This is a genomic window from Actinomadura monticuli (assembly GCF_041463655.1).
GTDB lineage: Bacteria > Actinomycetota > Actinomycetes > Streptosporangiales > Streptosporangiaceae > Spirillospora > Spirillospora monticuli.
This window is the reverse complement of record NZ_JAXCEI010000005.1, coordinates 518,137-544,652: the sequence shown is the minus strand read 5'-3', so window position 1 is coordinate 544,652 and position 26,516 is coordinate 518,137. Positions and strand designations below refer to the sequence as shown.

General features: G+C 68.7%; 26 protein-coding genes. 2 read left to right on the top strand and 24 right to left on the bottom strand.

Annotated features, from left to right (window positions below):
- Positions 1-786 precede the first annotated feature (786 nt).
- Together SM611_RS14440 and SM611_RS14435 are read right to left on the bottom strand one after the other, a co-directional pair.
- Positions 787-1,041: a DUF397 domain-containing protein gene (locus SM611_RS14440; RefSeq protein ID WP_371950026.1), complete on the bottom strand. Its 255-nt coding sequence runs from the start codon at positions 1,039-1,041 to the stop codon at positions 787-789.
- A 29-nt stretch (positions 1,042-1,070) separates the two neighbouring features.
- A complete protein-coding gene (locus tag SM611_RS14435) occupies positions 1,071-1,931 on the bottom strand; it encodes a helix-turn-helix domain-containing protein (protein ID WP_371950025.1) in 861 nt (286 codons plus the stop codon).
- Positions 1,932-2,138: 207 nt separating this feature from the next.
- On the opposite strand from SM611_RS14435, the gene SM611_RS14430 reads away from it, so the two are divergent.
- The gene (locus tag SM611_RS14430) at positions 2,139-2,420 is read left to right on the top strand and encodes a hypothetical protein (RefSeq protein WP_371950024.1); all 282 of its coding nucleotides are present in this window, start codon (positions 2,139-2,141) and stop codon (positions 2,418-2,420) included.
- A gap of 190 nt (positions 2,421-2,610) precedes the next feature.
- Here the strand turns inward: SM611_RS14430 and SM611_RS14425 are convergent, their stop codons facing one another.
- The 22 genes from SM611_RS14425 to SM611_RS14320 all read right to left on the bottom strand — a co-directional run bounded on the left by SM611_RS14425 (position 2,611) and on the right by SM611_RS14320 (position 24,796).
- Entirely contained in the window at positions 2,611-2,871 is a 261-nt protein-coding gene (locus tag SM611_RS14425; protein ID WP_371950023.1) for a hypothetical protein, read from the bottom strand.
- 36 nt (positions 2,872-2,907) lie between these two features.
- A complete protein-coding gene (locus SM611_RS14420) occupies positions 2,908-4,308 on the bottom strand; it encodes a hypothetical protein (RefSeq protein ID WP_371950022.1) in 1,401 nt (466 codons plus the stop codon).
- Between the two features lie 62 nt (positions 4,309-4,370).
- Entirely contained in the window at positions 4,371-5,114 is a 744-nt protein-coding gene (locus SM611_RS14415) for a hypothetical protein (protein ID WP_371950021.1), read from the bottom strand.
- Between the two features lie 322 nt (positions 5,115-5,436).
- Positions 5,437-6,045, bottom strand: a complete 609-nt coding sequence (locus tag SM611_RS14410) for a hypothetical protein (protein WP_371950020.1) — start codon at positions 6,043-6,045, stop codon at positions 5,437-5,439.
- A gap of 296 nt (positions 6,046-6,341) precedes the next feature.
- A complete protein-coding gene (locus SM611_RS14405; RefSeq protein WP_371950019.1) occupies positions 6,342-7,133 on the bottom strand; it encodes a hypothetical protein in 792 nt (263 codons plus the stop codon).
- 137 nt (positions 7,134-7,270) lie between these two features.
- Positions 7,271-8,125 carry a hypothetical protein gene (locus SM611_RS14400; protein ID WP_371950018.1) on the bottom strand — a complete coding sequence of 285 codons (855 nt, stop codon included), beginning with the start codon at positions 8,123-8,125 and terminating at the stop codon, positions 7,271-7,273.
- Between the two features lie 425 nt (positions 8,126-8,550).
- A complete protein-coding gene (locus SM611_RS14395) occupies positions 8,551-10,629 on the bottom strand; it encodes a hypothetical protein (protein WP_371950017.1) in 2,079 nt (692 codons plus the stop codon).
- Between the two features lie 91 nt (positions 10,630-10,720).
- The gene (locus SM611_RS14390; protein ID WP_371950016.1) at positions 10,721-11,359 is read right to left on the bottom strand and encodes a hypothetical protein; all 639 of its coding nucleotides are present in this window, start codon (positions 11,357-11,359) and stop codon (positions 10,721-10,723) included.
- Between the two features lie 341 nt (positions 11,360-11,700).
- Positions 11,701-12,219 (bottom strand): hypothetical protein, encoded by a 519-nt coding sequence (locus SM611_RS14385; protein ID WP_371950015.1) that lies wholly within the window; start codon positions 12,217-12,219, stop codon positions 11,701-11,703.
- 78 nt (positions 12,220-12,297) lie between these two features.
- Positions 12,298-12,849, bottom strand: a complete 552-nt coding sequence (locus SM611_RS14380) for a hypothetical protein (RefSeq protein WP_371950014.1) — start codon at positions 12,847-12,849, stop codon at positions 12,298-12,300.
- A gap of 20 nt (positions 12,850-12,869) precedes the next feature.
- The gene (locus SM611_RS14375) at positions 12,870-13,613 is read right to left on the bottom strand and encodes a hypothetical protein (protein ID WP_371950013.1); all 744 of its coding nucleotides are present in this window, start codon (positions 13,611-13,613) and stop codon (positions 12,870-12,872) included.
- Between the two features lie 19 nt (positions 13,614-13,632).
- Entirely contained in the window at positions 13,633-14,232 is a 600-nt protein-coding gene (locus SM611_RS14370; RefSeq protein WP_371950012.1) for a hypothetical protein, read from the bottom strand.
- Positions 14,229-14,786 carry a hypothetical protein gene (locus tag SM611_RS14365; protein WP_371950011.1) on the bottom strand — a complete coding sequence of 186 codons (558 nt, stop codon included), beginning with the start codon at positions 14,784-14,786 and terminating at the stop codon, positions 14,229-14,231. The genes SM611_RS14370 and SM611_RS14365 overlap by 4 nt, the downstream gene beginning before the upstream one ends.
- Positions 14,783-16,033, bottom strand: coding sequence for an MCE family protein (locus SM611_RS14360; protein ID WP_371950010.1), 1,251 nt, complete (start codon positions 16,031-16,033; stop codon positions 14,783-14,785). Before SM611_RS14360 ends, SM611_RS14365 begins: the two co-directional genes overlap by 4 nt.
- Before the next feature lies 1 nt (position 16,034).
- On the bottom strand, positions 16,035-17,324 hold the full coding sequence (locus SM611_RS14355) for an MCE family protein (RefSeq protein WP_371950009.1): 1,290 nt from the start codon (positions 17,322-17,324) through the stop codon (positions 16,035-16,037).
- Entirely contained in the window at positions 17,324-18,562 is a 1,239-nt protein-coding gene (locus tag SM611_RS14350) for an MCE family protein (RefSeq protein WP_371950008.1), read from the bottom strand. The genes SM611_RS14355 and SM611_RS14350 overlap by 1 nt, the downstream gene beginning before the upstream one ends.
- A gap of 1 nt (position 18,563) precedes the next feature.
- Positions 18,564-19,676: an MCE family protein gene (locus SM611_RS14345; RefSeq protein WP_371950007.1), complete on the bottom strand. Its 1,113-nt coding sequence runs from the start codon at positions 19,674-19,676 to the stop codon at positions 18,564-18,566.
- A gap of 80 nt (positions 19,677-19,756) precedes the next feature.
- Positions 19,757-20,815, bottom strand: coding sequence for an MCE family protein (locus SM611_RS14340; protein WP_371950006.1), 1,059 nt, complete (start codon positions 20,813-20,815; stop codon positions 19,757-19,759).
- Entirely contained in the window at positions 20,812-22,089 is a 1,278-nt protein-coding gene (locus SM611_RS14335; protein ID WP_371950005.1) for an MCE family protein, read from the bottom strand. Before SM611_RS14335 ends, SM611_RS14340 begins: the two co-directional genes overlap by 4 nt.
- Position 22,090: 1 nt before the next feature.
- Entirely contained in the window at positions 22,091-22,927 is an 837-nt protein-coding gene (locus SM611_RS14330) for an MlaE family ABC transporter permease (protein ID WP_371950004.1), read from the bottom strand.
- A 1-nt stretch (position 22,928) separates the two neighbouring features.
- Positions 22,929-23,717, bottom strand: coding sequence for an MlaE family ABC transporter permease (locus tag SM611_RS14325; protein ID WP_371950003.1), 789 nt, complete (start codon positions 23,715-23,717; stop codon positions 22,929-22,931).
- 89 nt (positions 23,718-23,806) lie between these two features.
- Positions 23,807-24,796: an ABC transporter ATP-binding protein gene (locus SM611_RS14320; RefSeq protein WP_371950002.1), complete on the bottom strand. Its 990-nt coding sequence runs from the start codon at positions 24,794-24,796 to the stop codon at positions 23,807-23,809.
- Positions 24,797-25,254: 458 nt separating this feature from the next.
- On the opposite strand from SM611_RS14320, the gene SM611_RS14315 reads away from it, so the two are divergent.
- Entirely contained in the window at positions 25,255-26,484 is a 1,230-nt protein-coding gene (locus SM611_RS14315) for a PucR family transcriptional regulator (protein WP_371950001.1), read from the top strand.
- The last annotated feature ends 32 nt before the right edge of the window (positions 26,485-26,516 follow it).

The following is a 26,516-nucleotide window of genomic DNA, read 5'->3' as shown; positions in this document are numbered from 1 at the left end:
CTTCTACCGGGGGCTCCACGCCCTTTCCGGGTGCCGCCTGATCGTCCGCGTGTCCGCCCTCAAAGCCTCGTTCGTGACAGGGAAGGCATCCTTGTCCGGATCGATTTCCCTGAGATCACCTCACTGTCAATTAATAACCGCCACCGCACCACCGCCGCGCGCCTCGTGACTGGCTCGTATCCCACTCGTTGATTTGCGGCGTGTTGTTGTTATCAAGCGGCCCATAACAACAACACGCCGCAGATCAACAGACCGCCTTGACGCGCCGGCCATGCCGGACGCTGCCATGCTCCCGGCCGGAGGCCGCGGCGCCGCCGTTCCGCATCTGGGAGGCGGCCGCGGAGCCGTGAATCGGCAGGTAAGCGACTCGGTGACGTCTCCCCCGCGCCTTCGGATCGCGCGACGAGCCGGCCTCGCTCGACCACCACGCCAGCGCGCGCACGAGGCCGCACCACTGTGGCACGTCACCCGTCCACAGCCCCCGCTCGCTGCGTTGACCTGCGGCGAGTTGTTGTTATGCGAGCCTTCAAAGCAACAACACGCCGCAGATCAACGGAACGGCGGACGCGCCGACCACGCCGGACCCCGCCACGTTCATCTCAAGAGAGGCCACGGCCGCCGCGCTACCGCTCTCCACGAAGCGAAGCGCGCCCCCGAGCGCCAGCGGCAAAGACCGCCGCGTTGATCTGCGGCGAGTTGTTGTTATGCACGCCCCCGAAACAACAACACGCCGCAGATCAACGGACTCGTGGGCGCGGCGGCGGGGCCCGGCGCTGAACGTTTCTGTCAGGGGAGGTCGAGGCGGCCGCTCTTCACGGCGTTGAGGAAGGCAGGCCAAGCGTCAGCGCCGAAGCCCAGCATCGGTCCGTCCGGATCCTTAGAGTCCCGCGCCAGCACCATGGTTTCGTCCGGCGCCACCTCGACACATTGGCCTTCTTCCGCGCTGTGGCTGCTCTTTCGCCAAGCGCCGATCTCGACACACTGGCCCCCATTACCAGTGCTGTAACTACTTGTGCGCCAGTTGATTCGAGACGCTTCCATGGGGCACCTGCTTCCTCGAGGACTCAAGGTCAGTTGATTGCCTGAATGGATGAAGTGATCAAGCTTCGCGACTGCTCGCGGCCACTGGCCTGAGCGCGCAGGTGGTTGAAGATGAGCACATAGCTGTCCACTTCGTCCGGCTTCTCCAGGTAAAGGCTTCCCCGCCGATACTCGACGTACACCGTGGCCGGATCGGCGGGTTCAGGAAATCCGAGGATCGTGAAGCCTCCCTGCATGGCCGGGTGAGCACCAGCAGTGAACGGCAGAACTTGGAGCGTGACATTGGGACGGCGGGACAGTTGAAGCAGCGACTCAAGTTGGCCTCGCATGGTCGCACGTCCACCGACTTGGCGTCGGATGGCTGCTTCATTGATGACGAACCACATGTCTGGGGCGTCCTCGGCCTCAAGGAGGCGGGCCTGACGCTCCATACGGAGGTTGATCTGTCGATCGATCTCTTCCTCCGAAGGGACTACCGCTTCCGCCAGATACGTGGCCCTGGCGTACTCCTCAGTCTGGAGGATTCCGGGGACGACCTCTGACTGATAATCCTGTACCAACGCCGCCTCGCCTTCGAGACCGACGTACACCTGGAACCAACTGGGCATGGTGCCGCTGTACTGGTGCCACCAGCCGCGTTTGCGGGCGTCTTTGGCCACCTGGAGGAGGGCTTCGCGCTCGTCGCCGGTGACGTCGTAGACCTCCAGCATCAGGGAGACCTCTCCGACGCGGGCACCGCTCTGCCCGGTCTCGATGCGCGTGATCGTCACGGGGGCGCATCCGATGCGTTCGGCGACCTGTTCGCGAGTCAGCCCGCACTCCTTGCGCAGACGCCGGAGTTCAGCGGCGAGGCGGCGCTTGCGGACGGTGGGGCTACGGCGAGCGGTCACTTCGTCCTCCTTGTATCCGTTTTATGGTGCCTTGAGATCAAGATCGAAGAAACAAACTGCGTTAGTTCAGTTCGTTTCTATTGCAGAACGCACGTCTCCTGCGCACACTCTGACCGTAGCGAAAATCACGCACGGTAGATGAGCGGTCACACAAGAAAGTCGGGTGAATCGTGGTCGTTCGCGTGCCTGGAGAAGGGGCGTCCGACGATGTCAGCGGATCAGCGACCGCACGTGGTGCGGTTCAGCCTCCTGGCTGATCTGTGTCTCAAGCTGGGGGAACGTCAGCAGTGCGCGTCCATGCTCGTCCACCCGTCGCGGGGTGAGGCGGTGCTGTGGGTGCCGGGGCGGGCCTGGCCGCACAGGTGGCTCGGGGTCGCGGCGGTCGACCACCGGGGGCGGTGGCTCTACGCCTTCGGCGACCAGTGGAGCGTGGCCGGGGACGTGGCCGAGGCCGCGGCCCGGGTGGCGTGGGCGGTGCGGGCCCGGTGAAGCATCTGGGGACGTGCGTCATCCCGTCCGCACCGCAGAACGTGGCGAACGGACGGCGGTGGCTGCTGGGGCGGCTCGAACCACTGCTCGGCGCGGAGCACAGCGCCTGCGATGACAGTGTCCTGCTGCTCTCGGAGACGCTTACCAACGCGATCGTCCACGGTGAGGGCCGCCTTGTGGAGGTGGACGCTTACGTGGACACCGCCAATATCCGGATCGAGGTCACTGACGCGGGCGGCAGCACCGTCCCGCACGTCGGGACGATCCGCGTGGCGAGCATGGGCGCGGACTTCCCATTCTGTCGATGCTCGCGAAGTCGTGGGGGTTCGACCAGCTCGATGACGGCCGGCTGCGGGTCTGGTTCGAGGTCCCGCACACCGTGCCGCCCGACGCTCATGCCACGGCGCGCGAGGACGTTCCGGGCCCGCCGCGTCCCAGCGACGGAATCCATGATGCGGCCACTCTCGCGGCGAACACGTCCGCGCATTCAGTCGACGGGTGATTGCTCCTCCGCCTTGGGACGCGTCCACCAGCGGGGCAGGGCGATGAGGGCCAGGCCCGCCAGGAGGAGCAGGACGGTGTAGAGCCAGAGGTGGCCGGGTTCGCGGAACAGTTCCGCATTGGGTCCGCGTCTACCTGTCCCGTGCCAGTCGGCGAGCAGGCCGCAGGCACCGATCACCGTCGCGAACATCAGCGGGCCCAGGACGGCCGGGGAAAGACCGTCCTGGGTCAGCCGGATGCCGAGCGAGGCGATCGCGACGGTGACGGTGGCGGCGAGGAGGGCCAGGACGATGACGGTCAGGCCGTCTGGGCGGATCAGCATCGTCAGGGCGAGGACAATCGCGCAGGCGGCGCATCCCGCGAGGGCGGCCCAGAGCCGCCACGACGGGAACGCGGCGGCGGCCCCCACCACGACGCCGAGCGCCACCAGGAACCACATGCGGATGTAGCTCGTGTTCTCCGCCTGGATCAGCGCACTGGCCGGGCCCGAGATTCCGACGACGACCGCCGATGCGACGAGAACGCCGGCCGCCGCGCGGAGCCCGGCCAACGCCGCCGCGACCAGGCCCGTGCCCAGCAGGACCCAGCAGGCGTTGACGCCGAACCCGCCCTTGACCGTCTCCATCGCGGCGGCCGGGACGAACGCCACGGCCCCCACCGAGCCCGCGAGCGCCGTCCGGAGGCCCAGCTCGGGCTCGGGGCCGGACGGTGCGGCCAGCTCGGGCCGTCCGTCATAGCGGTGGTGCAGGCTCAGCAGGAGAAGCGTGCCGCCGATCGCCGTGGCCAGGAACACGACATGAAGGAGGATCTGGGCGGCCTCGGCGACGTCGACCGGGAAACCGCCGGGCTGCGCGATCGCGATGTGGGCGATCCACACGTCGGTGGACGCGCCGAAGACCTGGGCGCCCATCCCGGCCCCGATGAGGATCGCGCCCGCGCCCGGCGCACCCATGTGGACGAGCCTGACCCCGGCGGCCAGCGTCCCCAGCAGCACCAGCTGCGCCCCGGCCGTGACCGGCCCGAAGTAGAACCAGGCCGCAGAACCGAACAACTCGTTCCGGGTCACGACGTTCGCGAGCTCGGTAGGGAGTGTCAGGGTCACGCCCGCGACCAGCAGCCACGGCCAGCTCCGCCGCAGCGACCACCACAGCGCCGCGAACCCGGCGACGGTCACCACCGCGACCACGGCCGCCTGCTCGGTCTGCACCACACCGGGATTGACGCGCAGGACGTCCGCGAACCCCGCCGCGCGGCCGACGCTCCCTCTGGGCCGCGCCGAGTTGGCGACCGCCCCGAGCGTCCCGACCGCACACAGGAGAACGGCGCCGATCACCCATGGTCGGCTCGACTCGACTGGATTCCGGCCCCTCAGGGATTCGGTCGCCATGTCACTCCTACGGGTCTGTCATCGTCCGCTGGCGAGTTGCGGCAGTCGGCTCCGGGGACGCCTCATCGGTCGTCGTGTCTCCTGTGGTCGTCGTCCCATTCAGCGAATCGTTGGAGGTTCTTGCGCACCTGCCAGGCTGCGGCCGCGAAGCGCGCGATGCTCGGGGCGGGACGTGTGGGGCGCCGTGCGATGGGCGTGTCAGGCGCGTAACGCATGACCGCCTCGGCCAGGCGCTCCCCCTCCAGTCGCCAACCCTGGATCCTTTGCGACACCAGGGACGGCTCGGCGGCCATGCCACGGAGCCAGGGGCCGAAAAGCGCCTCCTTGATCTCCTCCTCCGCCGCGGTCGGCGGCGGCAGTCCCGGTGGCCTGGGCAATCGGCTCATCCGGGCCTTGGCGCCGGCGGCGTTGAGTTCGACTCCCACGTGATGCTGGCGCCCTTTCTGTCCGCCACCGCCGTGCGTGATCTGGTCGAAAGTCACGATGCAGTCGATCCATGCCCAGGGGATCAGATCCGGTTGAACGTTTTCGCTGCTGTAGCCGAAATAGACGCCGCGGGCATCCACCGCGAACGAGACCTCCCCGCGGCGTACTGATCTCGCCACGAGAAAGACGAGTAGCGCGGTGATTCCGCCGAACCCCAACAGTGCGATGCCGGCCCCGAGTCCGGGATTCCGAATGGTCTGATAGAGCACGAACACGGTCACGGCGCCGAGTATGACCACGACCGGCAGATTGCTGGCCCAGGTCTGACGGGCGATATACGCACCCTCGGTGAACTCGCCGGGGAAGCCGTCGGGGCTCATGCGCAGCACCCCACCCCTGTCCGCGAACGGCTCATCGTCGCCACCACCGGATACCCGTGTGTCGCTGTCCGTGTCAACAGCGCTGAACTCCAGACTGTCATCGTGCGGCGTCGCACACCAGACCCATTCTTTGGGTCGGCACCAATGGCGCCTGACGTGCTATGAGAGCCCGGCCACCTTCAATCGCGAGGTTCCGGAAACCACGCGCACACGGTTATTGATCGGCGGACGGCCGCGCGGGTCCCACCCTGTCTCCCGGCCCGAGCACAGATCCGAGACGTGGCGGCCGCCCTCTACTCGGTGCCGGGAGCGCCGCTGCCCGTCAGAGGTTGTTGATGGGGAGGAGGGCGATGTAGTGGTCGAGGACCACGGTGTTCGCGCCGGCCGGTGACGGCAGACCGGTCGCCGAGTTCACGAGGGCGTCGACGTTCACCCCGGCCTGCTCGCATCCCCGTGCGGCAGGTGCGAGGAAGGCGTTGTCCACGTGCGTCGCCGAGAAGACGTTCGCGCCGCCCACTTTCCCCACGGTCGTGAACGGGACGCCCGTGATCGGAGTGTTCGGCGGTGGCGGGCTCGTGGTCCCCGTCGTCATGCTGAGCGGAATCGGGTCCTCATCGCTGCCGATCACGCAGGAGCCGCCGAGTCCGGCGCCGCTCAACCGGATCTTCAGACCGATCGTCATGTTCGGGAAGTTGATCGTAAGGCCGCCCGCGTACTCGGGAGCCGCGAACACCTCCTTACCCGGCGGAAGGCCGATGGCCTCCGAGGGCAGCGCCACCTTCTTCGTGTGCAGCGGCCCGACGAGGTACTGCCTCTCCCCGGAGAGAAATTGCGTTACCTCGGCGTAGGTGAATTTGATGGGATCAGTGATCTCGTGACTGAGCCGGCCGATCTGGATCCGGCCACCCACCACGACCTGGTCGTAGCACATCCCGAAATAACTTTCGTGTTCCTTCGGGACAGTGGGACAATCGGAGAAATCGAAGTCCGGCAGGTCGATTTCTGCGGGAGCCGCCGGAACGGTACGAGCTTGGGCGGAGGACGTTCCGGTCAGGAATAACCCAGCCGCTGCGGCCCCATCGCCACCAGAATGGATGCTTTCCTACGCCGCATCGAAATCATTCCTTCTCATTGCTGCCGATACACCGTCTGCGGGAAGCTCGACCGGTGAGGTGGAGGCCGTGCCCGCGGGGTCGCCGCGGGCACGGCACGTTCACTACCGCGGGGTCAGAGTTCGCTGTAGCTCTTCTGGGCGATGTACTCGTTCTGGATCATGGTGTTCTTGCCGGCCGCCGACGGGAATCCGCCGACCTGGTTGATCAGCCAGTCGGCGACGCCGCCGCCGAACACGCAGCCCTTGGCCCCGGGCACCGCGAAGGAGTTGTCGACGTGCTTGGCCGCGCGCACCTCGATCGGGCTGGTCTGCACGATCGTGGCCGGGGACCCGCTGATCGGCGTGTTGGGCGCCGGCGGGTTGGTGGTGCCGGTGGTCAGGTCCAGCTTGATCGGGTTGCTGTTGGTGCCGACCGTGCAGTTGCTGCCCAGGAACGGGTTGATGAGCCGGACCTTCAGCCCGATTCGGATCCTGAAGTCATCGCTCGTCGGCAGCTCGAAGGACCCCGCGTACTCCGGCTTGGCGTACACGGCGGACAGGAGCGGATCACCGAAGAGGCCCGGCTGGATGAGCATCGACTCCGCGGCGATCTTGCCGAAGACGGTGCCGAACTCGAAGGTGTCGAGATTGAGGGTCTGCGCGAACGTGATCCGCATCGGCTTCTCGATCGACTGATCGAATTTGCCGATCTGGAACTTGCCGCTGGTCACCACGGCCACGAAGCAGTGCGAGAACAGAGGGTCCGCCCCCGCCGGCAGGGCCGGGCAGTCGGAGAAGTCGAAACTGCTGGGGATCGGGTCGGGCGCGGCGTGGGCCGTGCTGCCCAGGCCGAAAGTCAGTGCCGCGGCGAGAACGGCGGGAAGCGCGAGCCGTGAACCGCGCCTCGAGAACCGGGTGAATTGCACAGACGGTCCTTTCGTCGTACCGGGGGTGGAAACGGGAGCTGAGCACCGGACGACCGGGATCAATCCAGCTGATGCCGGAAACGCGAGCCCGTGCCCGCGGGGTCGCCGCGGGCACGGCATGGTCGACCGCGCTCCGTCTAGAGCTCGCTGTAGCTCTTCTGGACGATGTACTCGTTCTGGATCATGGTGTTCTTGCCGGCCGCCGACGGGAATCCGCCGACCTGGTTGATCAGCCAGTCGGCGACGCCGCCGCCGAACACGCAGCCCTTGGCCCCGGGCACCGCGAAGGAGTTGTCGACGTGCTTGGCCGCGCGCACCTCGATCGGGCTGGTCTGCACGATCGTGGCCGGGGACCCGCTGATCGGCGTGTTGGGCGCCGGCGGGTTGGTGGTGCCGGTGGTCAGGTCCAGCTTGATCGGATTGCTGTTGGTGCCGACCGTGCAGTTGCTGCCCAGGAACGGGTTGATGAGCCGGACCTTCAGCCCGATTCGGATCCTGAAGTCATCGCTCGTCGGCAGCTCGAAGGACCCCGCGTACTCCGGCTTGGCGTACACGGCCGTCAGGAGCGGATCACCGAACAGACCGCCCTGGATCAGCATCTTGTCAGCGGCGATCTTGCCGAAGACGGTGCCGAACTCGAAGGTGTCGAGATTGAGGGTCTGCGCGAACGTGATCCGCATCGGCTTCTCGATCGACTGATCGAATTTGCCGATCTGGAACTTGCCGCTGGTCACCACGGCCACGAAGCAGTGCGAGAACAGAGGGTCCGCCCCCGCCGGCAGGGCCGGGCAGTCGGAGAAGTCGAAACTGCTGGGGATCGGGTCGGGCGCGGCGTGGGCCGTGCTGCCCAGGCCGAAAGTCAGTGCCGCGGCGAGAACGGCGGGAAGCGCGAGCCGTGAACCGCGCCTCGAGAACCGGGTGAGCTTCACAGACGGTCCTTTCGTCGTACCGGGGGTGGAAACGGGATCAAGGCGCCGGACGAGCGGAATCAATCGCAGCCGACACCGATCTGCCGACGCTGGCCCGCAACGGGAATAGCGGTTATTCCCAACCGGATCGTAAGACTGACTCGATGGCGTTTCAATACACACCAACACGCCAACTTGGAAATTCTTTCACTCTTGTCAGCGGCTGCCATCCGGAGCGGCATCCACTCCGGCGATATTGTCACCTGCCGCACAGTGCCCGCCACTGGCGAAGAAGGAGATCATTCGATCTGAATCGAATGAAGCAAGTCCGCAATTGGCCTGGCGGAACAGAACTGGCTGCGCCGTGACGTGACCGCCGCACTCACCGTGGGCCTGTGGAGGCCCACGGTGAGCGGGCTGGCCGCACCCGCTGGGGTGGTGCAGACAGGTACGGCCGGCCTTTGACCAGCCTGGGGCGCGGAATCAGACCGCACCCCGGCGGGCACCACTCAGGGGGAGGTGATGCTCTGTGGTGGGTGGAGACCGAATTCGCCCTTCGCCTCGAGAGCGACATCAAATCCCACCCCGAAACAAGTTGAGGCCGGCGATGACATCAGTTCCCCCGGGGCCAACGACAAGGACATGACCCCATTGTCGTAGCTTCCAGTGAATCGGCCAGGCCCCTCAATGTAGTCGAACCCCGAGAACTGTCCCCGCGCCAGCCGCAATGAACATTCTTCTCCATTGACGATCAAGGGTGCGTTGATGACGACATTTTCCATCGCGATCTGCACCTTGCCATCGTCTTCGACTTGGAGCACGTTCAAGAACAGGTCATTTTCCTGAGTGACCTCTCCTGCGGACGGATAGATCGTGCCGTCCGGCCCCTTGACCGTACAGCCCTCGAACGACATGCGGCTCTTCGCAAGCATGAAGGGCGCCTGCCAGTGCCCTTGATCCAGATGGAACCGAATCGTCGCCGACTCGCAGCTGAGCTGACCTCCGCCTTCCCAATTGGACACGATGGTGAACGGCTTTGCGACGGCGGTGACATTCCCGCCGGGACTTACCGTGAGAGTGGTCGGCTGGGCACCTTCACCGTTGACGCAACCCGATCCGTCCGTAACCATGCACCATACCCCGGAATGGACATTCACGTAGTTGCCTGATCCGGAGACACTTGCGGTAAGGAGCGGACTGAGGTCCTCCGTTGCGCCGCAACCACTGAAGGCCGGGATTTCGAGGTTTTCAGAAATCAGCGACTGACCAGGTATCGGGTTCAGCACACCGGTCTTTTCGTTCCCCATGAACGAGGCTGCGGAAAGCCGGGTTGGAGTGGTCATGCATTTGTTGCCGAGATCGATCGGTACGCCGTTCACTGCCGCCTTGTCAGCCTTGACCCGAATGTAGGCCGCAACCTGAATTCCCGTGTCCTTGAGAACATTCGGCGCATTTCCTGGCGTGAAGGTGAGGAACCGATAGTTACCTGCGATCGGGTCATTCTTCCCGCCTCGTGGGCTCCGGACCTGAACAGCCTCGGCAATCGCACGTGTCGGCATAAAACCGAACCCAAGCACAGTGGCCGGTACCGGCTCGGTACTGTTGACGAAATAGCCCTGGTCCTCAAGGTAATTCGATCCGAACCACGGATCACCGGCGTAGGTCTTGACTTGCCTTCGAAGAAGGGATTTGGCGGACACCGGGACCGCGTTCCCGGCCTTCTTTACATTGAAGAACCCCGCTGCACTGATGCACATCGGTATGCCCCCGTCCTCGGGGCTCTGAGTCGCATCGTCCGGTCTTTTCGGGTCGTCGTAGATCTTCATGAGATCGGGATCGGGGTTGAAGTCGTATCGCGGATCGACTCCCGGAGGGGGGATCTCCTTGCACGCTTTCTCCGACGGAGCAGCGGCTTGAGGGGAAACCCCGCTCCGCCCGTTGGGCGCCGCCTGGCTGCCGCCTCGGACGCGTACGGCACCCATTACCGTCTGCTTCTCCGCCGCGCAGCGCAGCGACACCCCCGCCTTTTCCGTCCCAGTCGCCGCATCACTCGGCACCAGGTTCAGTTCGAGATCACCAGCCACCCATGAGAGCCCGCCTGACGATCGGGGGACCAATGGCGGTGCCACCCCGCTACCGGTCAGGTGCACGGTTCCGTCTTCACGAGACGGGGTGGCCGCCAGCGCGAACGCCGGCCACCCGCTGCCCTGCTGCTCACGGCCGGGACCGTCAACGGCGACCTGAATCTGTGCCACTCCCGCGATGGCGGGTGAGGGCGCGGGCGCGACCCCCGTGACCGGGGGCGCCGAAGCCTCTCCCGGGGACTTCGCCGCCACCTCGTCCGCCAAGGCCGCCGGGATGCCGACGTCCACCTTGATGGTGCCCAGCTGCAGCGGTTCACCGACATTTCCGGAGGTCGGGGCGCCGGCTTGGATCCGCAGCCCCACCTCACGTGTACCGGTCGCACCGTCGCACACGAATCGCATGTCCGCTCCGATGTCCGCCATCGCCGGCGGAACGGCCACCACCGCACCGCTGCTCACGGCGATCGCCGTGATCGCCACGACCCGCACGACGCTTCTGGACATCGGATGCATGTTCACTTCCTCGGTCGACGGGAGAGGGAACCGCACCCGGGCGGGGCCCGGGTGCGGTCGAAATCAGAGCCGTGCCCTCACATCACGGGCTGGTGATGGTCTGAGCAGGCGACAGGAGGTACTCGCCGGCGAGCGTGATGGGGTCGCCCGGCGAGGCGAGGGTGCCGCAGCCGGGGCCGGTGGCGGTCAGCACCACGAGATTGCTGCCGGTCACGCCGAGGCGGTGGGTGCTGTTCGTGTGCTTGCCCGTGATCGTGGCGCCCCCGCCGCCGGAAGCGCCGACCGTCACGGTGCACTGCGGGCTGGCGGGGTTGCCGATGACGGCCGTGGCCTTGACACCGGTGAGGTTGCCGGTGGTCACACCCGCACTGTAACCCGTGGCGTTGAAGTGCCACGGCAGGTTGGTGGCCGTGATGGTCGTGGCGAGACCGCCCGTGGTGACGCAGCCGGTGGCGCCCACGGTGTTCAGCTGGGCGATGTTCGTGCCGGAGAGTCCGGAGCCGCTCAGCAGGGTGCCCGAGGCCGTCGAGCCGCTGCAGACCGCGGCCACTCCCTTGGCCGTGTTCAGAGCCCGCAGGGGCTGGGTGTTGGTCCCACTGACGGCGCCGCCGGGGGTGACGGTGAAGGTGATCGGTGCCGCCGAGGCCGGGACGACCGCAAAGGCAGCGGCGGAGGCCGCGACCACGGTAGCGGTCAGGGCCGTACGGGTGATCTTTCGCATGTCAGTTCTTTTTCCCTTCAGGGGGGGTGGTTTCTTCTACTCGTAGGGACACTGACCGCGTTCTACAGAACGAACTCCTCCGGGTCGATGGGAGCAGAACCCCGGAAGCCGAACTCATTCAGCTCCGCTGCAAGACCACCCAGTCCTGCCGTACTCATATAAAAAGGTACCTGCCAGTAGCCCACTTCTCAAGAGCCCTTAGGGACTTTTCTTAGGCTCACATAAGAATCAGGTACCACTTGTCACCTGCTTAGCATTGGATCATTATGTATTTATCACCGGCTTACAGCGTCGCAGCCGACGCGACCGCACCACGAATCCTTATGCCAACCCGGCGCCGGCTAGGAGACGTGATACTGGGCACGGAGCGAGATAATATCGCCCGTGATGAACAAGCCAGCACAGGGCCCGAATGTGCTCACGATCACGAGATTGGTCGACGAGCCCAGGTCGAGGACGCTTGAGGAGCTGGTGAAGGTGCCGGGAATAGATCCAGGTCCGCCGCCGGGGCCGGTGACCGTTACCGTACACCCCAGCCCAGCAATCATGAATTGGAGCTTGAAGCCCGTCAACTGGCCCCAGATCACTCCCCCGCTGGAAGCGATCTGGCTGAAGACCCATGGGAGGTTCCCTGGCTGCACCGCGACGGCAAGACCGCCGATGCTATTGCAACCAGAGAAGGTGACGCCGGTCATCACGAAGGGAGGATTCCCACCGGAGGACGTACCGGTGGCCGTCGAGGAGTTGCAGGTCACCGAGGCCCCTGTGGCCATGTCGAGCATTTTCACTGGCTGCGTGTTCGCCGCCGTCAAAGGGTCAGCGAAGGCCGGGACGGCGGTGAGGGCCGTGGTGGCGGTCACAGCCGCGATAGCGGCTAAGACCCTTCGTACGAGCTTTCGCATGCCGTATTGCTCCGTTCCGTGATTGGTTAGGCGCAGTCAGGCACCGAGGGTGTCGATGTTGGTGATCTTCCATTTGCCGTCGGCGTACAGGGCGTCGACGGCGAAGACGGCCGCGGAGTAGCTCGTCTTGTTGGTGTCGGTGCGGGTGTTGCGTTGGTCGGCGAAGACCAGGAGGCGGGCCCGGTCGCCGGTCAGGGACTTCACCGCCGAGTCGGTGACCGACGTGGTGAGCACCTGCTTCTGCTGCGGCGCCTGCTGGCGCACCAGGGCGAACAGCTGGTTGTACTGCTGGACGGCCTTTCCGGTGAGCAGTTCCTGCGCCGCCTTCTCCGTCTTCGCAACGTCTGCGTAGTTGTAGGAGAACACCGTGTTGACGACCGTGGTCACCTGGCCTTTGACCTCGGCGGTGCGGCCATTATCGCTGAGTGCGTCGTTCTGCGCGGAGGTCGCGCCAGTCAGGTCTCTTTCCTGGGTGTTCGACCAGGCGGCCACTCCACCCAGCGCTATTGTCAGCGCGCCAAGAAAGACGACCAGGAGGGTGCGCCCGGTGCCGGGAAAGAAGCGGCCGGCCGAGGTGATCGCTGCCATTTTCGCTTTCTCCTCCCTGCTCAGGACGTTCCGGTCGGGGCCTGGCCGAGCGCCGACAGCTTCCAGCCGTCCGAGGTCCGGGTGAGCTGGCCGGCGAAACGGCGGGTGTTGTCGACCGGCTTGCCGTCGGCACCGGTGATGGTGATGCGGACGGCGGCGATCACGGCCGCCTTCCCCGCGCGGGTGTCGAGTTCGGTCAGCCCGGACTCGAGGATCTTCGCGGTGCTGGACGTCTTCGCGTTCTGCACCTCGGTCCTCAGCCGCTCCCGGCCCGAGACGATCTGGTCGTAGAGCTGCGCGGTCGCCGAGTCCTGCCACACCTTCAGGCCCGCGTCGACCTGGCGGTAGTCGAGGGTGTTGAGGTTGACGATCTCCTGCCCGGCGACGGCGAGCACCCGGTCGCGTTCGGCGGCGTAGGCCAGCGAATCGTCACCGGACGCAGAGTGGTACGACCAGCCGAACCAGGCCGCCGCGCCGGCCGCGACCAGCGTCACGAGGGACGCGACCCGGATGAGCGGGTCCTTGGAAAGGCGGCGCCGGGGCCGTTCGTCCGCGTCCTTCGCCGGCCGTTTCGCGCCCGGCGGCTCACCTGTCCTCTTCTCGGACGTCGGCGTTTCCTCGCTCTCGGCCTTCTCCTCCGCAGCCTCGGGGCCCTTGTCGGTCTCCTTCGCGGACGGTTCCGGCTCGGACACCTCGTCCGCCGGGACCTCGGGCTCGTCCGCGCGGGCCTCGGGCTCGTCGGCCTTGGTCCTGGTCTTGGTCACCTGAATTTCCACCCTTCGTTCAGGCGGCCCGGAGGTCGCTGATGCGCCAGCCGTGGTCGTCGCGGGCCGTGACGATGAGCTGGGCCGCGACCGGCGAACCGGTCGGCTTCCCCGCCCTGGTCGCCCGCTGGTCCAGCAGGACCAGCAGGACCGCCGTCCCGTCACGGGAGAGTTTGATCAGCCCCGCCCTCGTCACCGTCGTGGTGAGGGCGAGCTTCATGACCGGTGCGTTCTGCTTCACCAGGCCGAACAGCTTGCGGTAGTCGCCGACGGCGCGGCCGGTGAGGACGTCGTTCGCGGCCCGCTCGGTGGCCGCCGGGTCGGTGTGGCTGTAGGTGAAGATCCGCGCGACCTTCGCCGAGACGTCGGCGACGACCTTGCCGGTCGCCGTCTTGTCGACGAGTGCCCGGTTGGCGGCCGGTGACCGCTCGCTTCTCCTGTCGGCCCAGCCGTGTACGGCGAAGGCGGACAGGCACAGCGCCAGGGCGAGGGCCACCGGCCACCCCAGCCCGGCCGTCCGCTTGAGTCCGGGGACCAGCGAGCGCCGGGCGGTCTTCTTCCTTTTCTTCTTCCGCGGGGCGGGGTCGCGGCGCGCGGGGCGCTCCTCGGTGATGCTCACGGGCCGCTCCCTCCGGCTGCCAGGGATCTCAGCGAGCTGATCTTCCACACGTCGCCGACCCGCTGCATCCCGACCTCGTATCGTTTACGCTGCTCGGTGCCCTGGGCGGCGTCGCCGACGGGGTCGGTGAAGATCCGGACGGAGGCGAGGACGGTCGCCTCCCCCGCCGACCGGTCGAGCGAGGTGACGGCGAGGGCGGTGACGCGCCCGTGCGAGGGCGCCTTCTGCCCGGCGAACTTCGCGCGGGCGTTGGGCATGTCGCGTTTGAGTGCGTCCGCGAACGGGCCGGTGGCGACGTCCAGCCAGTGCGTCATGTCCAGCTCCGCCACCTTGGGGTCGATGCTGTTGATCAGCGCCAGGTCGCGGACGGCGGTCCGGGTCACGTCGTCCCGGGCGGCGGCGAGGTCGTGGTCGGCGCCCCGCCCGGACTGGAACAGCGACCAGAACGCCAGGAGGAGCAATACCGCGGCGACGGCCGTGAGGGCGTAACCGGCCGGTTTGATCCACTCGATCATCCGGGTCGGCTTGCGCAGCACGGCCGCCACGATCGTCACCGCGTACCTCCGAGCCCGAGCAGGGTGGCGAGGTCGCCGGACGGCGCCTGCTGCCGCGTCAACCCGGCCAGGCCCAGCGAGGCGAGCAGCCCCGTCGCCTCCGGGCCGCTCAGCTTGCCGGGCTTCGCCGGCGCCGGGACGCCCTTGCGCGGTGCGTTGGCGGTGCCCCGCACGTTGATGCCGCTGCTCGGGCTCTCCGAGCAGTGCGCGTCGGTGTTGAACGGCGCGGGCGACAGCGTGAGGCCGTCTCGGTACTTCGTCTTGCCGTAGCCGCGGGTGCACGGCTGGGGGTTGAAGAACGTGGTGGCCAGGCCCATCCGGAGTTTGTCCCCGTCCACGATGCTGGGGCCGATCGCCGCGACCTGCGGAAGATTGGCCAGCATCTCCTCGATGGCCGCCTGCCGCGGCTCGGCGACGCGGGCGGTCGTGAGGAGGTTCGCCAGCAGGACGCTGAGGCTCGGGTCCAGGTCGTGGAGCAGGCCGGACAGCTCGGCCGCCGCGCCGGGCCCGGCCGAGATGAGCTCGCGCAGGTCGGCGTCGGAGTCGCGGAGTTGCGCCGCGAGCAGGCTGGAGTTGGTCGCGAACGACTTGAACGCCCCCGACATCTCGTTCTGCGTCCGCAGCACCGCCTGCCCGTTGTGGATCAGCGCGCGCGAGTCGGGGAACGCCGCGTCGGACGCCGCGATGAACTGGGCGCTCGTGTCGAGGAGCTGCTGGAGGTGCGGGCCCTGCCCGGCGAACGCCAGCCCCATCTCGTCGATGAGGATCTTGGTGTCGTTCAGCGGCAGTGAGGCGGTGAAGTCGTTGACGCTCTTCAGCGTCTCGTTGACCGGCGCCGGGGTGGTGGTGGCGCTGCGCGGGATCGTCGTGCCCTGCGCCAGGTAGGGGCCGGAGGCGGCGCGCGGTCGCAGATCGACGTACTGCTCGCCGACCGCGGAGCGGTTCGCGACGATCGCCTGGAGGTCACGCGGGATGTCCGGCGCGGAGTTGTCGATCCGAAGCTCGGCGATGACGCCGTCGTGCGTGAGGTCGAGCTTGCCGACCTTGCCGACGGTGACACCCCGGTACGACACCGCGGACCCCTCGAAGAGGCCGCCGGTCTCGGGCAGGTCGAGCCGGACGGTGTAGTACCCGCGCAGCCCGACGTAGCGGCCGACGTCGCCGTAGGTGACGCCGATGTAGGAGACCACGACGATCGCGATGACGACGAACACGGCGATCTTGATGCGGGTGACCAGGGTCAGCATGTCAGTTCCCCTCACCGAGCGTCGGCAGCGGGAGGGCGGGCTCGCTGCTCGGGCTTTCGTTCCGCGGCGCCTGGCTCGGTGCCACCGGCTGCGGCGTTCCCGTGGTGGGCGTCCCCGTGGCGGGGGTCCCCGCGCCGGGCGCCGTGGCCGTCGAACCGGGGCCGGTCGCGGTGTCCGGGCACGGCGTTGGCTGGGGCCCGGGAACCGTGGGCGTCGCGGCGAGGGCGCGTGCCCGCGCGGCTCCGTCCTCGTCCTCCTCGTCGAGGACGCCCTTCGGGCTCCTCTCCTTGACCGGCGGGATGACGCAGTTGTAGCCGTCGGCGGCGATGACGGTGACGTAGCCGTTGAGGTAGTCGCCCTTGATCGCCTTGAGCGCCTCATCCGTGAACGGGTATGTCAGCAGGATCTCCAGCGACTTCGGCAGGTCGCGGCCGGAGTCGGCGAGCTTGCGCAGGATGACCGCCAGCGACCGCAGGTTCGCGGCCGTGTCGTCCCGGCTCGCGTTGATCGTCTTGACGGCGACGTCCGACAGCTTCTCCAGCCGGCGCAGCATCGTGAGGAGCTGGCCGCGCTGCTCGTCCAGCACCTTCAGGCCGGGCGAGAGATCGTCCAGGACGGTCGCGACCTGCCCGTTGCGGGACGCGACCGTGGACGACAGCCGGTTCAGCCCGTCGAGCGCGTTCACGATCGACTGCCGGTTCCGGTTCAGCGTGCTGGTGAGGGTGTTGAGGTTGCGCAGCGCCGACCGGACCTTGTCCTCGCGGCCGTTGAGCGCCTGGTTCAGCTCCCGGTTGATCGTCCGGATCTGCGGGAGCCCGCCGCCCGACAGCAGCAGCGACAGCGCGCCGAACACCTCCTCGGTGTCGGCGTTGCGCGTCGTGCGCGACGCCGGGATCACCGCGCCGTCGGTGAGCCGCTGCGGGGACGGCGCCGTCGCCGGCGCGGCCAGCTTGACGTACTTCTCCCCCAGCAGGCTCGACTGCTCCAGGTTGGCGGTCGCGTTCGCGGGCAGGTGCACGTCGCCGTTCACGACGAGCGTCACCTCCGCCTGCCACGCCCCCTTCGGCAGCGACACCTTCTTGACCCGTCCGACCGGGACGTCGTTGACCCGGACGGCGGCCTGCGGGACGAGGTTCAGCACGTCCTCGAACTGCACCTTCACCGTGTAGGGGTGGTCGCCGAGGTCGGCGCCGCCGGGCAGCGGGACGTCCTCCAGCTGCACCGAGCAGCCCGTCCCGGCCGCGAGGACGACGCCGGCGGTGAGGGCCGCAACGAGCTTGGCCGCGCGCATCAGCGGACCGCCTTCCCGCCGGTGCCGGCGTAGATCTTGCCCGCGGGCGGCAGCGGCAGCGCCGGCAGCCCGGTCTCCTGGCTGGGCGCCACCGCGACCAGCCCGCCCTTCGTCAGCCGGTCGCACTGCTCGCGGAGCGCCTCCGTCGCGGCCGACGCCGACGCGCACAGCGGCCGCTCGTCGGCGGCGACCGGGTCGACGCCCGGCTGGTTCAGGCTGCCGAACGCCTTGGTGATCTCCAGGAGGTTGCCGCGCGCCATCAGCGTCCGGGTCTTCGGGTCGTAGGCGTTCAGCGCGTTCTGCGTCACCAGCGGCGCGGTGTCGATGAGCTCGGCGAGGGACGCCCGCTGGTCGACGAGGATCTGCGTGACGTCGGAGAGCTTGGCGACGTTGCGTTTCAGCGCCGCGCGGTTGTCCTGGATGAACCCCTTCACCTCGGCGAGCGCCTTCGCGAGGTTGCGCAGGGCCGCGCCGAGCTCGTCGCGGTCGGCGGCGAGGAAGCCGCTGACCTCGGAGAGCTGGCTCTCCGCCAGCCTGATCTGCCCGTCGTTAGCGCGGAGCATCTCGCTGAACCTGTTGAGGTTGGCGACGGTCGCGTACAGGTCGCCGCTGTTGTCGGACAGCGTCTGCGACGCCTTGCCGAGGTCGGCGATCATGGTGTTGAGGGCCTGGCCGTTGCCGCCGAGGTTGGCGGCGCCGACCCGGATGACGTCCGACAGGGCGCCCTGGGCGTTCAGCCCCTGCGGGCCGAGGTCGCCCGAGATCTTCCGGACCGCGGCGTAGAGCTGGTCCAGTTCCAACGGGGTCGCCGTGCGGCTTACGTCGATCAACGCGCGGTCGGCCATCTTCGGGCCGCCGCTGTAGGCGGGGTCGAGCTGGACGTACCGGTCCGACACCAGGTTCGGCGCGATGACGATCGCGCGGGCCGCGGCGGGGACGTCGACGTCGTCGTTCACCCGCATCTCGACCTTGACCTTGTCGCCGAGCGGCTTGATCGAGTCGATCGACCCGACCTTCACGCCGAGGACGCGGACGTCGGAGCCGGGGTAGACGCCGATCGCGGTGGCGAAGTACGCCGTGATCCGGTGCGTGGGCCCGCCGCTCAGGAACGGCACCAGCGCGATCGCGACCAGCAGGACGAACACCGCGATGAGCGCCTGCACCACCCGCGTCCGGTGGTCGCGGATCGGCGAGCCGAGCTTCGGCAGCTTCACGGGGCGTGCCGAGGGGGACGCCATGTCACCGTCCTCCCGTCAGGTGCGGCGGCTTGCAGCGGTCCGGGTCCTCCGGCTGCCACCTGCCGTTCTCCAGGTACTCCTTGGGGACGGTCCCGCACAGGTAGCCGTCCACCCAGCGGCCGTTGCCCGTCGCGTTCCCGAGCACGCGGATGTAGGGGACGGCCGTCGTCAGCACGCGCTCCAGGCTCTTCTGGTTGCGCTGCAGGACGCCGATGACCTTCTCCAGTGACGCGAGCGTCGGGCCGAGCGTGCGGCGGTTGTCGTCGACGAGGCCGATCAGCTCCGTGCCGAGCCGCTGCGTGCCGACGAGCAGCGCGTGGATCGCGTCCCGCCGCCGGCGCAGCTCGCCGAGCAGCAGGTTGCCGTCCTTGAAGAGCGTCTCGAACTGCTCGTTCTGCGCGGCGATCGTGCCCGACAGCTGCTTGGTCCCGGCGAGCAGCCGGGACAGCTCGGCGTCCCGCGAGGCGATCGTGGTGGACAGCGACGACAGGCCGTGCAGCGCCACCCGGACGCTCACCGGGGTGTCCTCGAACGTCGTGGAGATCGTCTCCAGGCTCTGCGCGAGTTTGGCCGTGTCGAGCTGCTCGAACGTCCGGCCGAGGTCCTGGAACGCGCTCGTCACGTCGTAGGGGGCCACGGTCCGGTCGAGCGGGATCGGCACCTTCGGGTTCTGCTTGCGGTAGCCGAGCGGGTCGAGCTGGAGGTACTTCGACCCCAGCAGCGTCTTGATCATGATGGTGGCGCGGGTGGAGTTCCCGACCCAGGTGTCCTTGACCCGGAACGTCACCTTGACCTTGTTGCCCTTGAGGGACACGTCGGTGACCTTGCCGACCTTCACGCCCGCGACGCGGACCTCCTGGCCGGGGTTCAGCCCGGCGGCCTCGGAGAAGTAGGCGCTGTACGTCGTCCCGCCGCCGATGACCGGCAGCTGGTCGGCGCGGTAGGCGAGCGTCCCGAGGACGAGCAGGATGACGATGCCGACGGCCGCGATCCCGATCGGGTTGCGCTCGCGCAGCGGCTTCAGCCGGGGCCGGCCCTTCTTCGGGCGGGGCAGGGCGCGCGGCAGCGGCGCCGTCGGCCCGCCCGGGGGCGGCCCGCCGGCCGGCGGGCCCACCGGCGGTCCACCCGGTGGCCCGCCCCCCGGGGGGATCGGGGGCGGGCCGCCCGGCGGCGGGGTGGGCGGGGTCGGGGGCGTCATCCGCGGCACCTCGCGTCCTTGATGGGGATGCCGGTCGGCGGCGGCTGGTTCGACAGGTCCGAGCCCGCGTAGCTGACGCCGATCAACTTCACCTCGCACTGGTAGAAGTTCACCCACGACCCGTAGGAGGCCAGGCGCCCGAAGGTCGCCATCTTCCCGGGGGACCGCTGCAGGAATCGCTCCAGCAGCGGCTGGTCGCGGTTGAGGTTGTCGCTGAGCCGGCCGAGCTGGACGATGTCGTCCTTCAGCGGGTCCCGCGTCACCTGGAGCAGCCCGGCCGTGGCGGTGGTCAGGTCGGCGATCGACCCGAGCGCCTCGCCGAGGGGCCTGCGGTCGGTGGCGAGCCCGGAGGTGAACCGGCGCAGCGTGGTGACCAGGTCGACGAGCTGCCGGTCCCGGCCGTTGATGGTCCGCACGACGCTGTCGAGGTTCGTGATGACCTGGCCGATCACCTCGTCCTTGGCGGCGAGCGTGCTCGTGAGCTGCCCGACGGTGCGCAGCAGGCTCTCGACGGTGCCGCTCTCGCCCTGGAGCACCTTGACGACCGACTCCGACAGCTTGTTCGCGTCCCCGGGCGACAGCGCCTGCATGAGCGGCTGGAAGCCCTGGAACAGCTGGGTGAGGTTCAGCGTCCCGGCCGTGTGCTCGACCGGGATCGTCCCGCCGGGCTTCAGCACCTGGCCCGGCGAGCCGGTGCCCTGGCCGAGCGCGATGTACCGCCCGCCGACCAGGTTCAGGTACCTGACGGCGGCCGTCGCCGACGCGGGGATCTGCCGGTCCCGGTCGACGGAGAACTTCACCCGGGCGAGCCGCCGGTCGCTGACCTTGATCTCCTCGACCTGGCCGACCTGGACGCCCGCGATCCGCACCCCGTGCCCCGGGTGCAGCCCGGCGACGTCGGTGAACTTGGCGTAGTAGGTGACGCGGTCGCCGCTGGTGGCGCCGGTGATGCTGGACGCCAGCAGCGCCGTCGCCAGCACCGTCACCGCGATGAAGATCAGCGAGCTGACGAGCGGGAAGCCCATGCCCTTGATCCCCTGGCCGGTGAGCCTCACTTGACCGTCACCTCCGTGCCCCGGTAGATCGGCCCGACCAGCACGCTCGACCAGTCCGGCAGTTCCTCGGGGACCTCATCGAGCGGCGGCCCGGCGAGCTCGTTGACCAGGTCGTTCTCCGACGCCGAGTTCGCGGGGCCGAGGCCGCTGCCGGCCGCGCCGCCGGTGCCCGGCGCCCCGCCGGCGGGCAGCACCCGCACCCCGTTCCCGGTCGCCAGGTACGGGACGCTCGGGCAGTGCGGCCCGTCGCCGCCGTCGTAGCGCGGCGCGTCCCTGCCCGGGACGTAGCGGCCCTTGCTCGTCACCGGCACGACCACGCCGTGGACGCCGTGCCGGTTCGTGCCCTTCCCGAGGACCTTGTTCATCGTCGGGATGAAGCCGGCGAGCGTCCGGAACGTGCAGGGCGCCGCGGGCGCGTAGCGGCGCATGATGTCCAGGCTTCCCCGGCTCTCGGTCGCCAGCGCGATGATGTTGCCGGAGTTGGCGCGCAGGAAGTCCTCCAGGTCGGCGGACGACCCCGACACCGCGTCGTACAGGGTCGCGAGGGCGGTGCGCTGCTCGGCGATCGTCCGGCTCGTCACCGTGAAGTCGGTGAGCGCCTGGAGCAGGTCCGGCGCCGCGTCGGACGCGTGCTGGGTGAACTCCGCCAGCTCCTGGAGGTTGCGGGTGAGCGCCGGGACCTCCGGGTTGAGCTTGGTCAGGAACGCGTCGAGCTGCTCGAAGTTGCGGCCGATCTGGTCGCCGCGCCCCTCCAGCGCCCGCGAGATGGCGTTCAGCGTCGCCGACAGCTTCGCGGGCTGGAGGGTGTTCAGCAGGTCCATCGTGTGGTTCAGGACCTCCGACAGCTCCACCGCGTTCTGCGAGTGGTCCTCGGAGATGACGTCGCCGTCGGCGATCGGCGCGCCCGCCGACCCGGGCGGCGGGACGAGGGAGACGAACCGGGCGCCGAACACCGTCGTCGGCAGCAGCCGCGCCTGGACGTCCGCCGGGATCCGGTCGGTCATCCCCGGCTTCAGCGCCAGCTCCAGCTTCGCGCCGGACCCGTCCGCCTTGATGGAGCGGACCTCGCCGACCACGACGCCGCGGACCTTCACGTCCGCCATCGGGTGCATCTCGTGCCCGGCCGTCGAGGTGCGCAGCGTCACCATCGTCGCGTCGGTGAACTGCTTGTCATAGATCGCGATCGACAGCCAGACCAGCAGCGCCGGGACGAGCAGGAACGCCACCCCGGTCAGCCGCTGCCCGACCACATGCCGGGTCGTCCGTTTCGCCATGTCAGCCCGTCACCTTCACCGTCGTCGTGGCGCCCCAGATGGCGAGGCTGGCGAAGAAGTCCGTCACGCTGATCAGCACGATCGCGGTGCGGACCGCGCGGCCGACGGCGACGCCCACGCCGGCGGGGCCGCCGACCGCGCGATAGCCGTAGTAGCAGTGCGCCAGCACCACCATCACGCTGAAGATCAGCACCTTGGCGAACGAGAGCAGCACGTCCTCGGGGGCGAGGAAGATGTTGAAGTAGTGGTCGTAGGTACCGGCCGACTGCCCGTTGAACCAGATCGTCACCTGTCTGGACGCCAGGTAGGAGCTGAGCAGCCCGATGCCGTACAGCGGGATGATCGCGACGGTGCCGGCGATGATCCGCGTGGTGACCAGGTAGGGCACCGACTGGATGCCCATGCCCTCCAGGGCGTCGATCTCCTCGTTGATCCGCATCGCGCCGAGTTGCGCGGTGAACCCGGCGCCGACCGTCGCCGACAGCGCCAGCCCGGACGCCAGCGGCGCGATCTCACGGGTGTTGAAGTACGCCGACACGAAGCCGGTGAACGCCGCCGACCCGATCTGGTCGAGCGCGGCGTAGCCGGACAGGCCGACGACGACGCCGGTGAAGATCGTCATGCCGATCATCACGCCGACGGTGCCGCCGATGACGGCGAGCGCGCCGCTGCCGAACGCCACCTCGCCGAGCAGCCGCAGCGCCTCGCGCAGGTAGCGGCGCAGCGCGCGCGGCGTCCACAGCAGCGCCCGGACGTAGAAGCCCAGCTGGTCGCCGGGCTGGTCCAGCCACGAGACCAGCTTCACCGGGCGGAGGCGGCGAGCCCCGGGGACCGCCATGTCACGCTCCCTTCGGGGGGACGACCTGCAGATAGATGGCGGTCAGCACGACGTTGACGAAGAACAGCATCAGGAACGTGATGACGACCGACTGGTTGACCGCGTCCCCGACGCCCTTCGGGCCGGGGCTCGGGTTCAGGCCGCGGTAGGCGGCCACGACCCCGGCGATGAACCCGAAGATCAGCGCCTTGAACTCGCCGATGTACAGGTCGGGGAGTTGCGCGAGCGCGGAGAACGACGCGAGGTAGGCGCCGGGCGTCCCGTCCTGCAGCAGCACGTTGAAGAAGTAGCCGCCGGCCACGCCGACGACGGAGACCAGGCCGTTCAGCAGCACCGCGACCGCCATGCAGGCGAGGACGCGGGGCACGACGAGGCGCTGGATGGGCGAGACGCCCATCACCTCCATCGCGTCCATCTCCTCGCGGATCGTCCGGGAGCCGAGGTCGGCGCAGATCGCCGACCCCGCCGCGCCGGAGATCAGCAGCGCCACGATCAGCGGGCTCGCCTGCTGCACCACCGCGAGGACGCTCGCGCCGCCGGTCAGCGACTGCGCGCCGAGCTGCTTGGCCAGCGACCCGACCTGGAGCGAGATGACCGCGCCGAACGGGATGGACACGAGCGCCGTCGGCAGGATCGACACCGACGCGATGAACCAGAACTGCTGGACCAGCTCGCGGAGCTGGAACGGGCGCCGGAACGACAGCGCCAGCACCGTCCCGGCGAGCGCGAAGAGCCGGCCGGTCTGGCGCAGCGCGCCGGCGCCGGGGACAGCGGAGTCAGGTGCCGCCACGCGCGTCTCCTTCCACGGAGGTTGCCGGGAGTCCGGCCTGATGTTCGGTTCGCGCCCGTTCGATCGGCGCCCGGTCGGTTCGTCCCGGTTCAGTTGGCGCCATGGAACCCGCCCTCCCGCATGTTCCTGCGGTTGGCGTGGATCGCCTGCTGCGCCTGGTAGGACAGCCGCGGCATCATCTCGTCGACGCGCCGGGCGTGCCGCAGCTCGGCCTGCCGGGGCGGCATCCCCGGGGTGGGGCGCAGCTGCGGCGGGATCTCCAGGGTGCGGTGGGTGCGCGCCGGAGCGGCGGCCTCGGCCGCGAGCAGCGCCGCGTCCTTCTCCTCCGACATGCCGATCGGACCGTGCACGTCGCCGTGCAGGAACTGCAGGACGGCCGGTTCCTCGCTGGTCAGCAGCGCCTCGCGGGGACCGAACGCGACGAGGTCGCGGCGGTACAGCATGCCGATGTTGTCCGGGACGGTCGCGGCGATGTCGATGTTGTGCGTGACGATCAGCATGGTCGCGTCGATGCGCGCGTTCACGTCGATCAGCAGCTGGGAGATGTGCGCGGTGCGGACGGGGTCGAGGCCGGAGTCCGGCTCGTCGCACAGGATGATCTCCGGGTCGAGGACGAGGGCGCGGGCGAGGCCGGCGCGCTTGCGCATGCCGCCGGAGATCTGGCCGGGCAGCTTGCGCTCCTCGCCGCCGAGCCCGACCATCTCCATCCGCTCCATCACGATCCGCCGGATCTCCGACTCCTTCTTGCGGGTGTGCTCGCGGAGCGGGAACGCGATGTTGTCGTACAGCGGCAGGGACCCGAACAGGGCGCCGTCCTGGAACATCAGCCCGAACCGCTTGCGGGCCTCGAACACGTCGCGGTCGCGGTCGTTGACCATGTCGACGCCGTCGATGAGGACCCGGCCCTCCTCGGGCTTCAGCAGCCCGACGAGCGACTTGAGGAAGACGGTCTTGCCCGTGCCGGACGGGCCGAGCAGCACGCTCACCTCGCCGGGCGGCAGGTTGAGCGTGACGTCACGCCAGATCGTCTGCCGGCCGAACACTTTCGTCAGCCCCTCGACGACCACTTCGATTCCCACGACACCACCACTCGCGCTAGGAAGGAGGTTTCGTGGACGTTACGGCTGAGTAGACACGGTATTCAATAGGAGCCCGGAAGCTCATCGGCACAATTCGGTAAATGGCCGCCGGAATTTGTCAACGGGTTAGTAGTCGATCTCGCGGAACACGTCGCCGGTGACTACCAGGGAGTAACATGCCCCTCGGCGGCGCCGCGCCGGCCGACCCGGACCCGCCGGGTTTGTCAACGACCCTGTAACCGAACCGCGTTCTTGTCACAACGTGCGCAAGGAAGCCCCCTCCCGGGGCCGATCATGCGGCAAGCCCTTGCCAGCCGGGACTGGCGACTTTATGTTCACGGTGTTCTCGATCTCGTCCAGGGTGTTCGCTTCCCGCCCGGTACACCCCATCCGACGCCGCCGTCTCGGCCGGGACGGCGGCGCGGCGACCGGCCGGCTCGATGCGGAGGTTCCTTTCCATGGCGCAGGCATTGGAATTGTCTGAACACGACCGGAGTCAGACTGAGTTCCAGGATTTCCTCGACCTGCTGCGCGCGGGGCTGTCCGATGTGACCAACGAGATCGTCAGCGAGATCAAGCAGAACATCCCGGAGTACGACCGTCCCGACCCCGCCTACGACCAGATCCTCCGGCTCTGCACCGACATCCTGCTCCCCTCGTTCCTGGACCGGGTCGCCGACCCGGACGCCTCCACCGCCCAGCGCGACGAGACCTGCCGCACCATCGGCCGCTTCGAGGCCGTCGAGGGGCGCACCCTCGACCACCTCCAGGCCGCGGCCCGGATCGCCTTCCACGTCGCCTGGCGCCGGACGGCCGTCCTCGCCGAGCGCGAGCAGGTGCCGACCTCCGTCGTGTCCGCCGCCGTCGACGCCATGCTCGTCTACCTGGAGGAGTCCGTCGCGCAGGCCCGGCTCGGCTACCAGCAGGCCACCGGGCACGCCGACCTGCGCCGCCGCGAGGAGCGCCGCCGGCTGCTGCACCTGATCCTGCAGCGGCCCGCCGTCGTCCCCGAGGCCATCGAGGACCTCGCCAAGTCCACCGGCTGGTGGCCGCTGCCCGAGGAGGCCACCCTCGTCGCGCTGCACCCCGAGGCGCCCTGCACCCGCTCCGCGCTCGACACCGACGTCCTCACCGACTTCGACTCCGCCGAGCCGTGCCTGCTCGTCCCCGGGCCGCTCACCGCCGACCGGCGCAACATGCTGCGCGCCGCACTGTCGGACGCCAGCTGCGTCCTGGGGCTCACCGTTCCGCTGGAACGGGCCACCCACTCGCTGCGCTGGGCCCGCCGCGTGCTCTCCCTCGCCGAGGAGGGCGTCATCCCGGACGGCTCCCTCATCCCGTGCCAGAACCACCTGATGACCATGTGGCTGCTGCTGGACCCGCCGCTCATCGAGGAGCTCACCCGGCAGCACCTGGAGCCGCTGCGGGACGTCTCGGACGGGCAGCGCAAGCGCCTCGTCGAGACGCTCGCCGAGTCCGTCACCACCCGGGCGACCGCCGTCGACATCGGCGAGCGGCTCAAGATCCACCCGCAGACCGTCCGGTACCGCCTCCGGCAGCTGGAGGGGTACCTCGGCGACAGCCTGGAGGACGCCGACACGCGGTTCTCCCTCGACGCCACCCTCCGCGCCGCGAGCCTGTACCGGCGGCGCGGACGCGGCCGGAAGGGCACGCCCGGCACCCGGTGAGCGCGCTCGACACCGCGCCCGGTGGGGCGTGG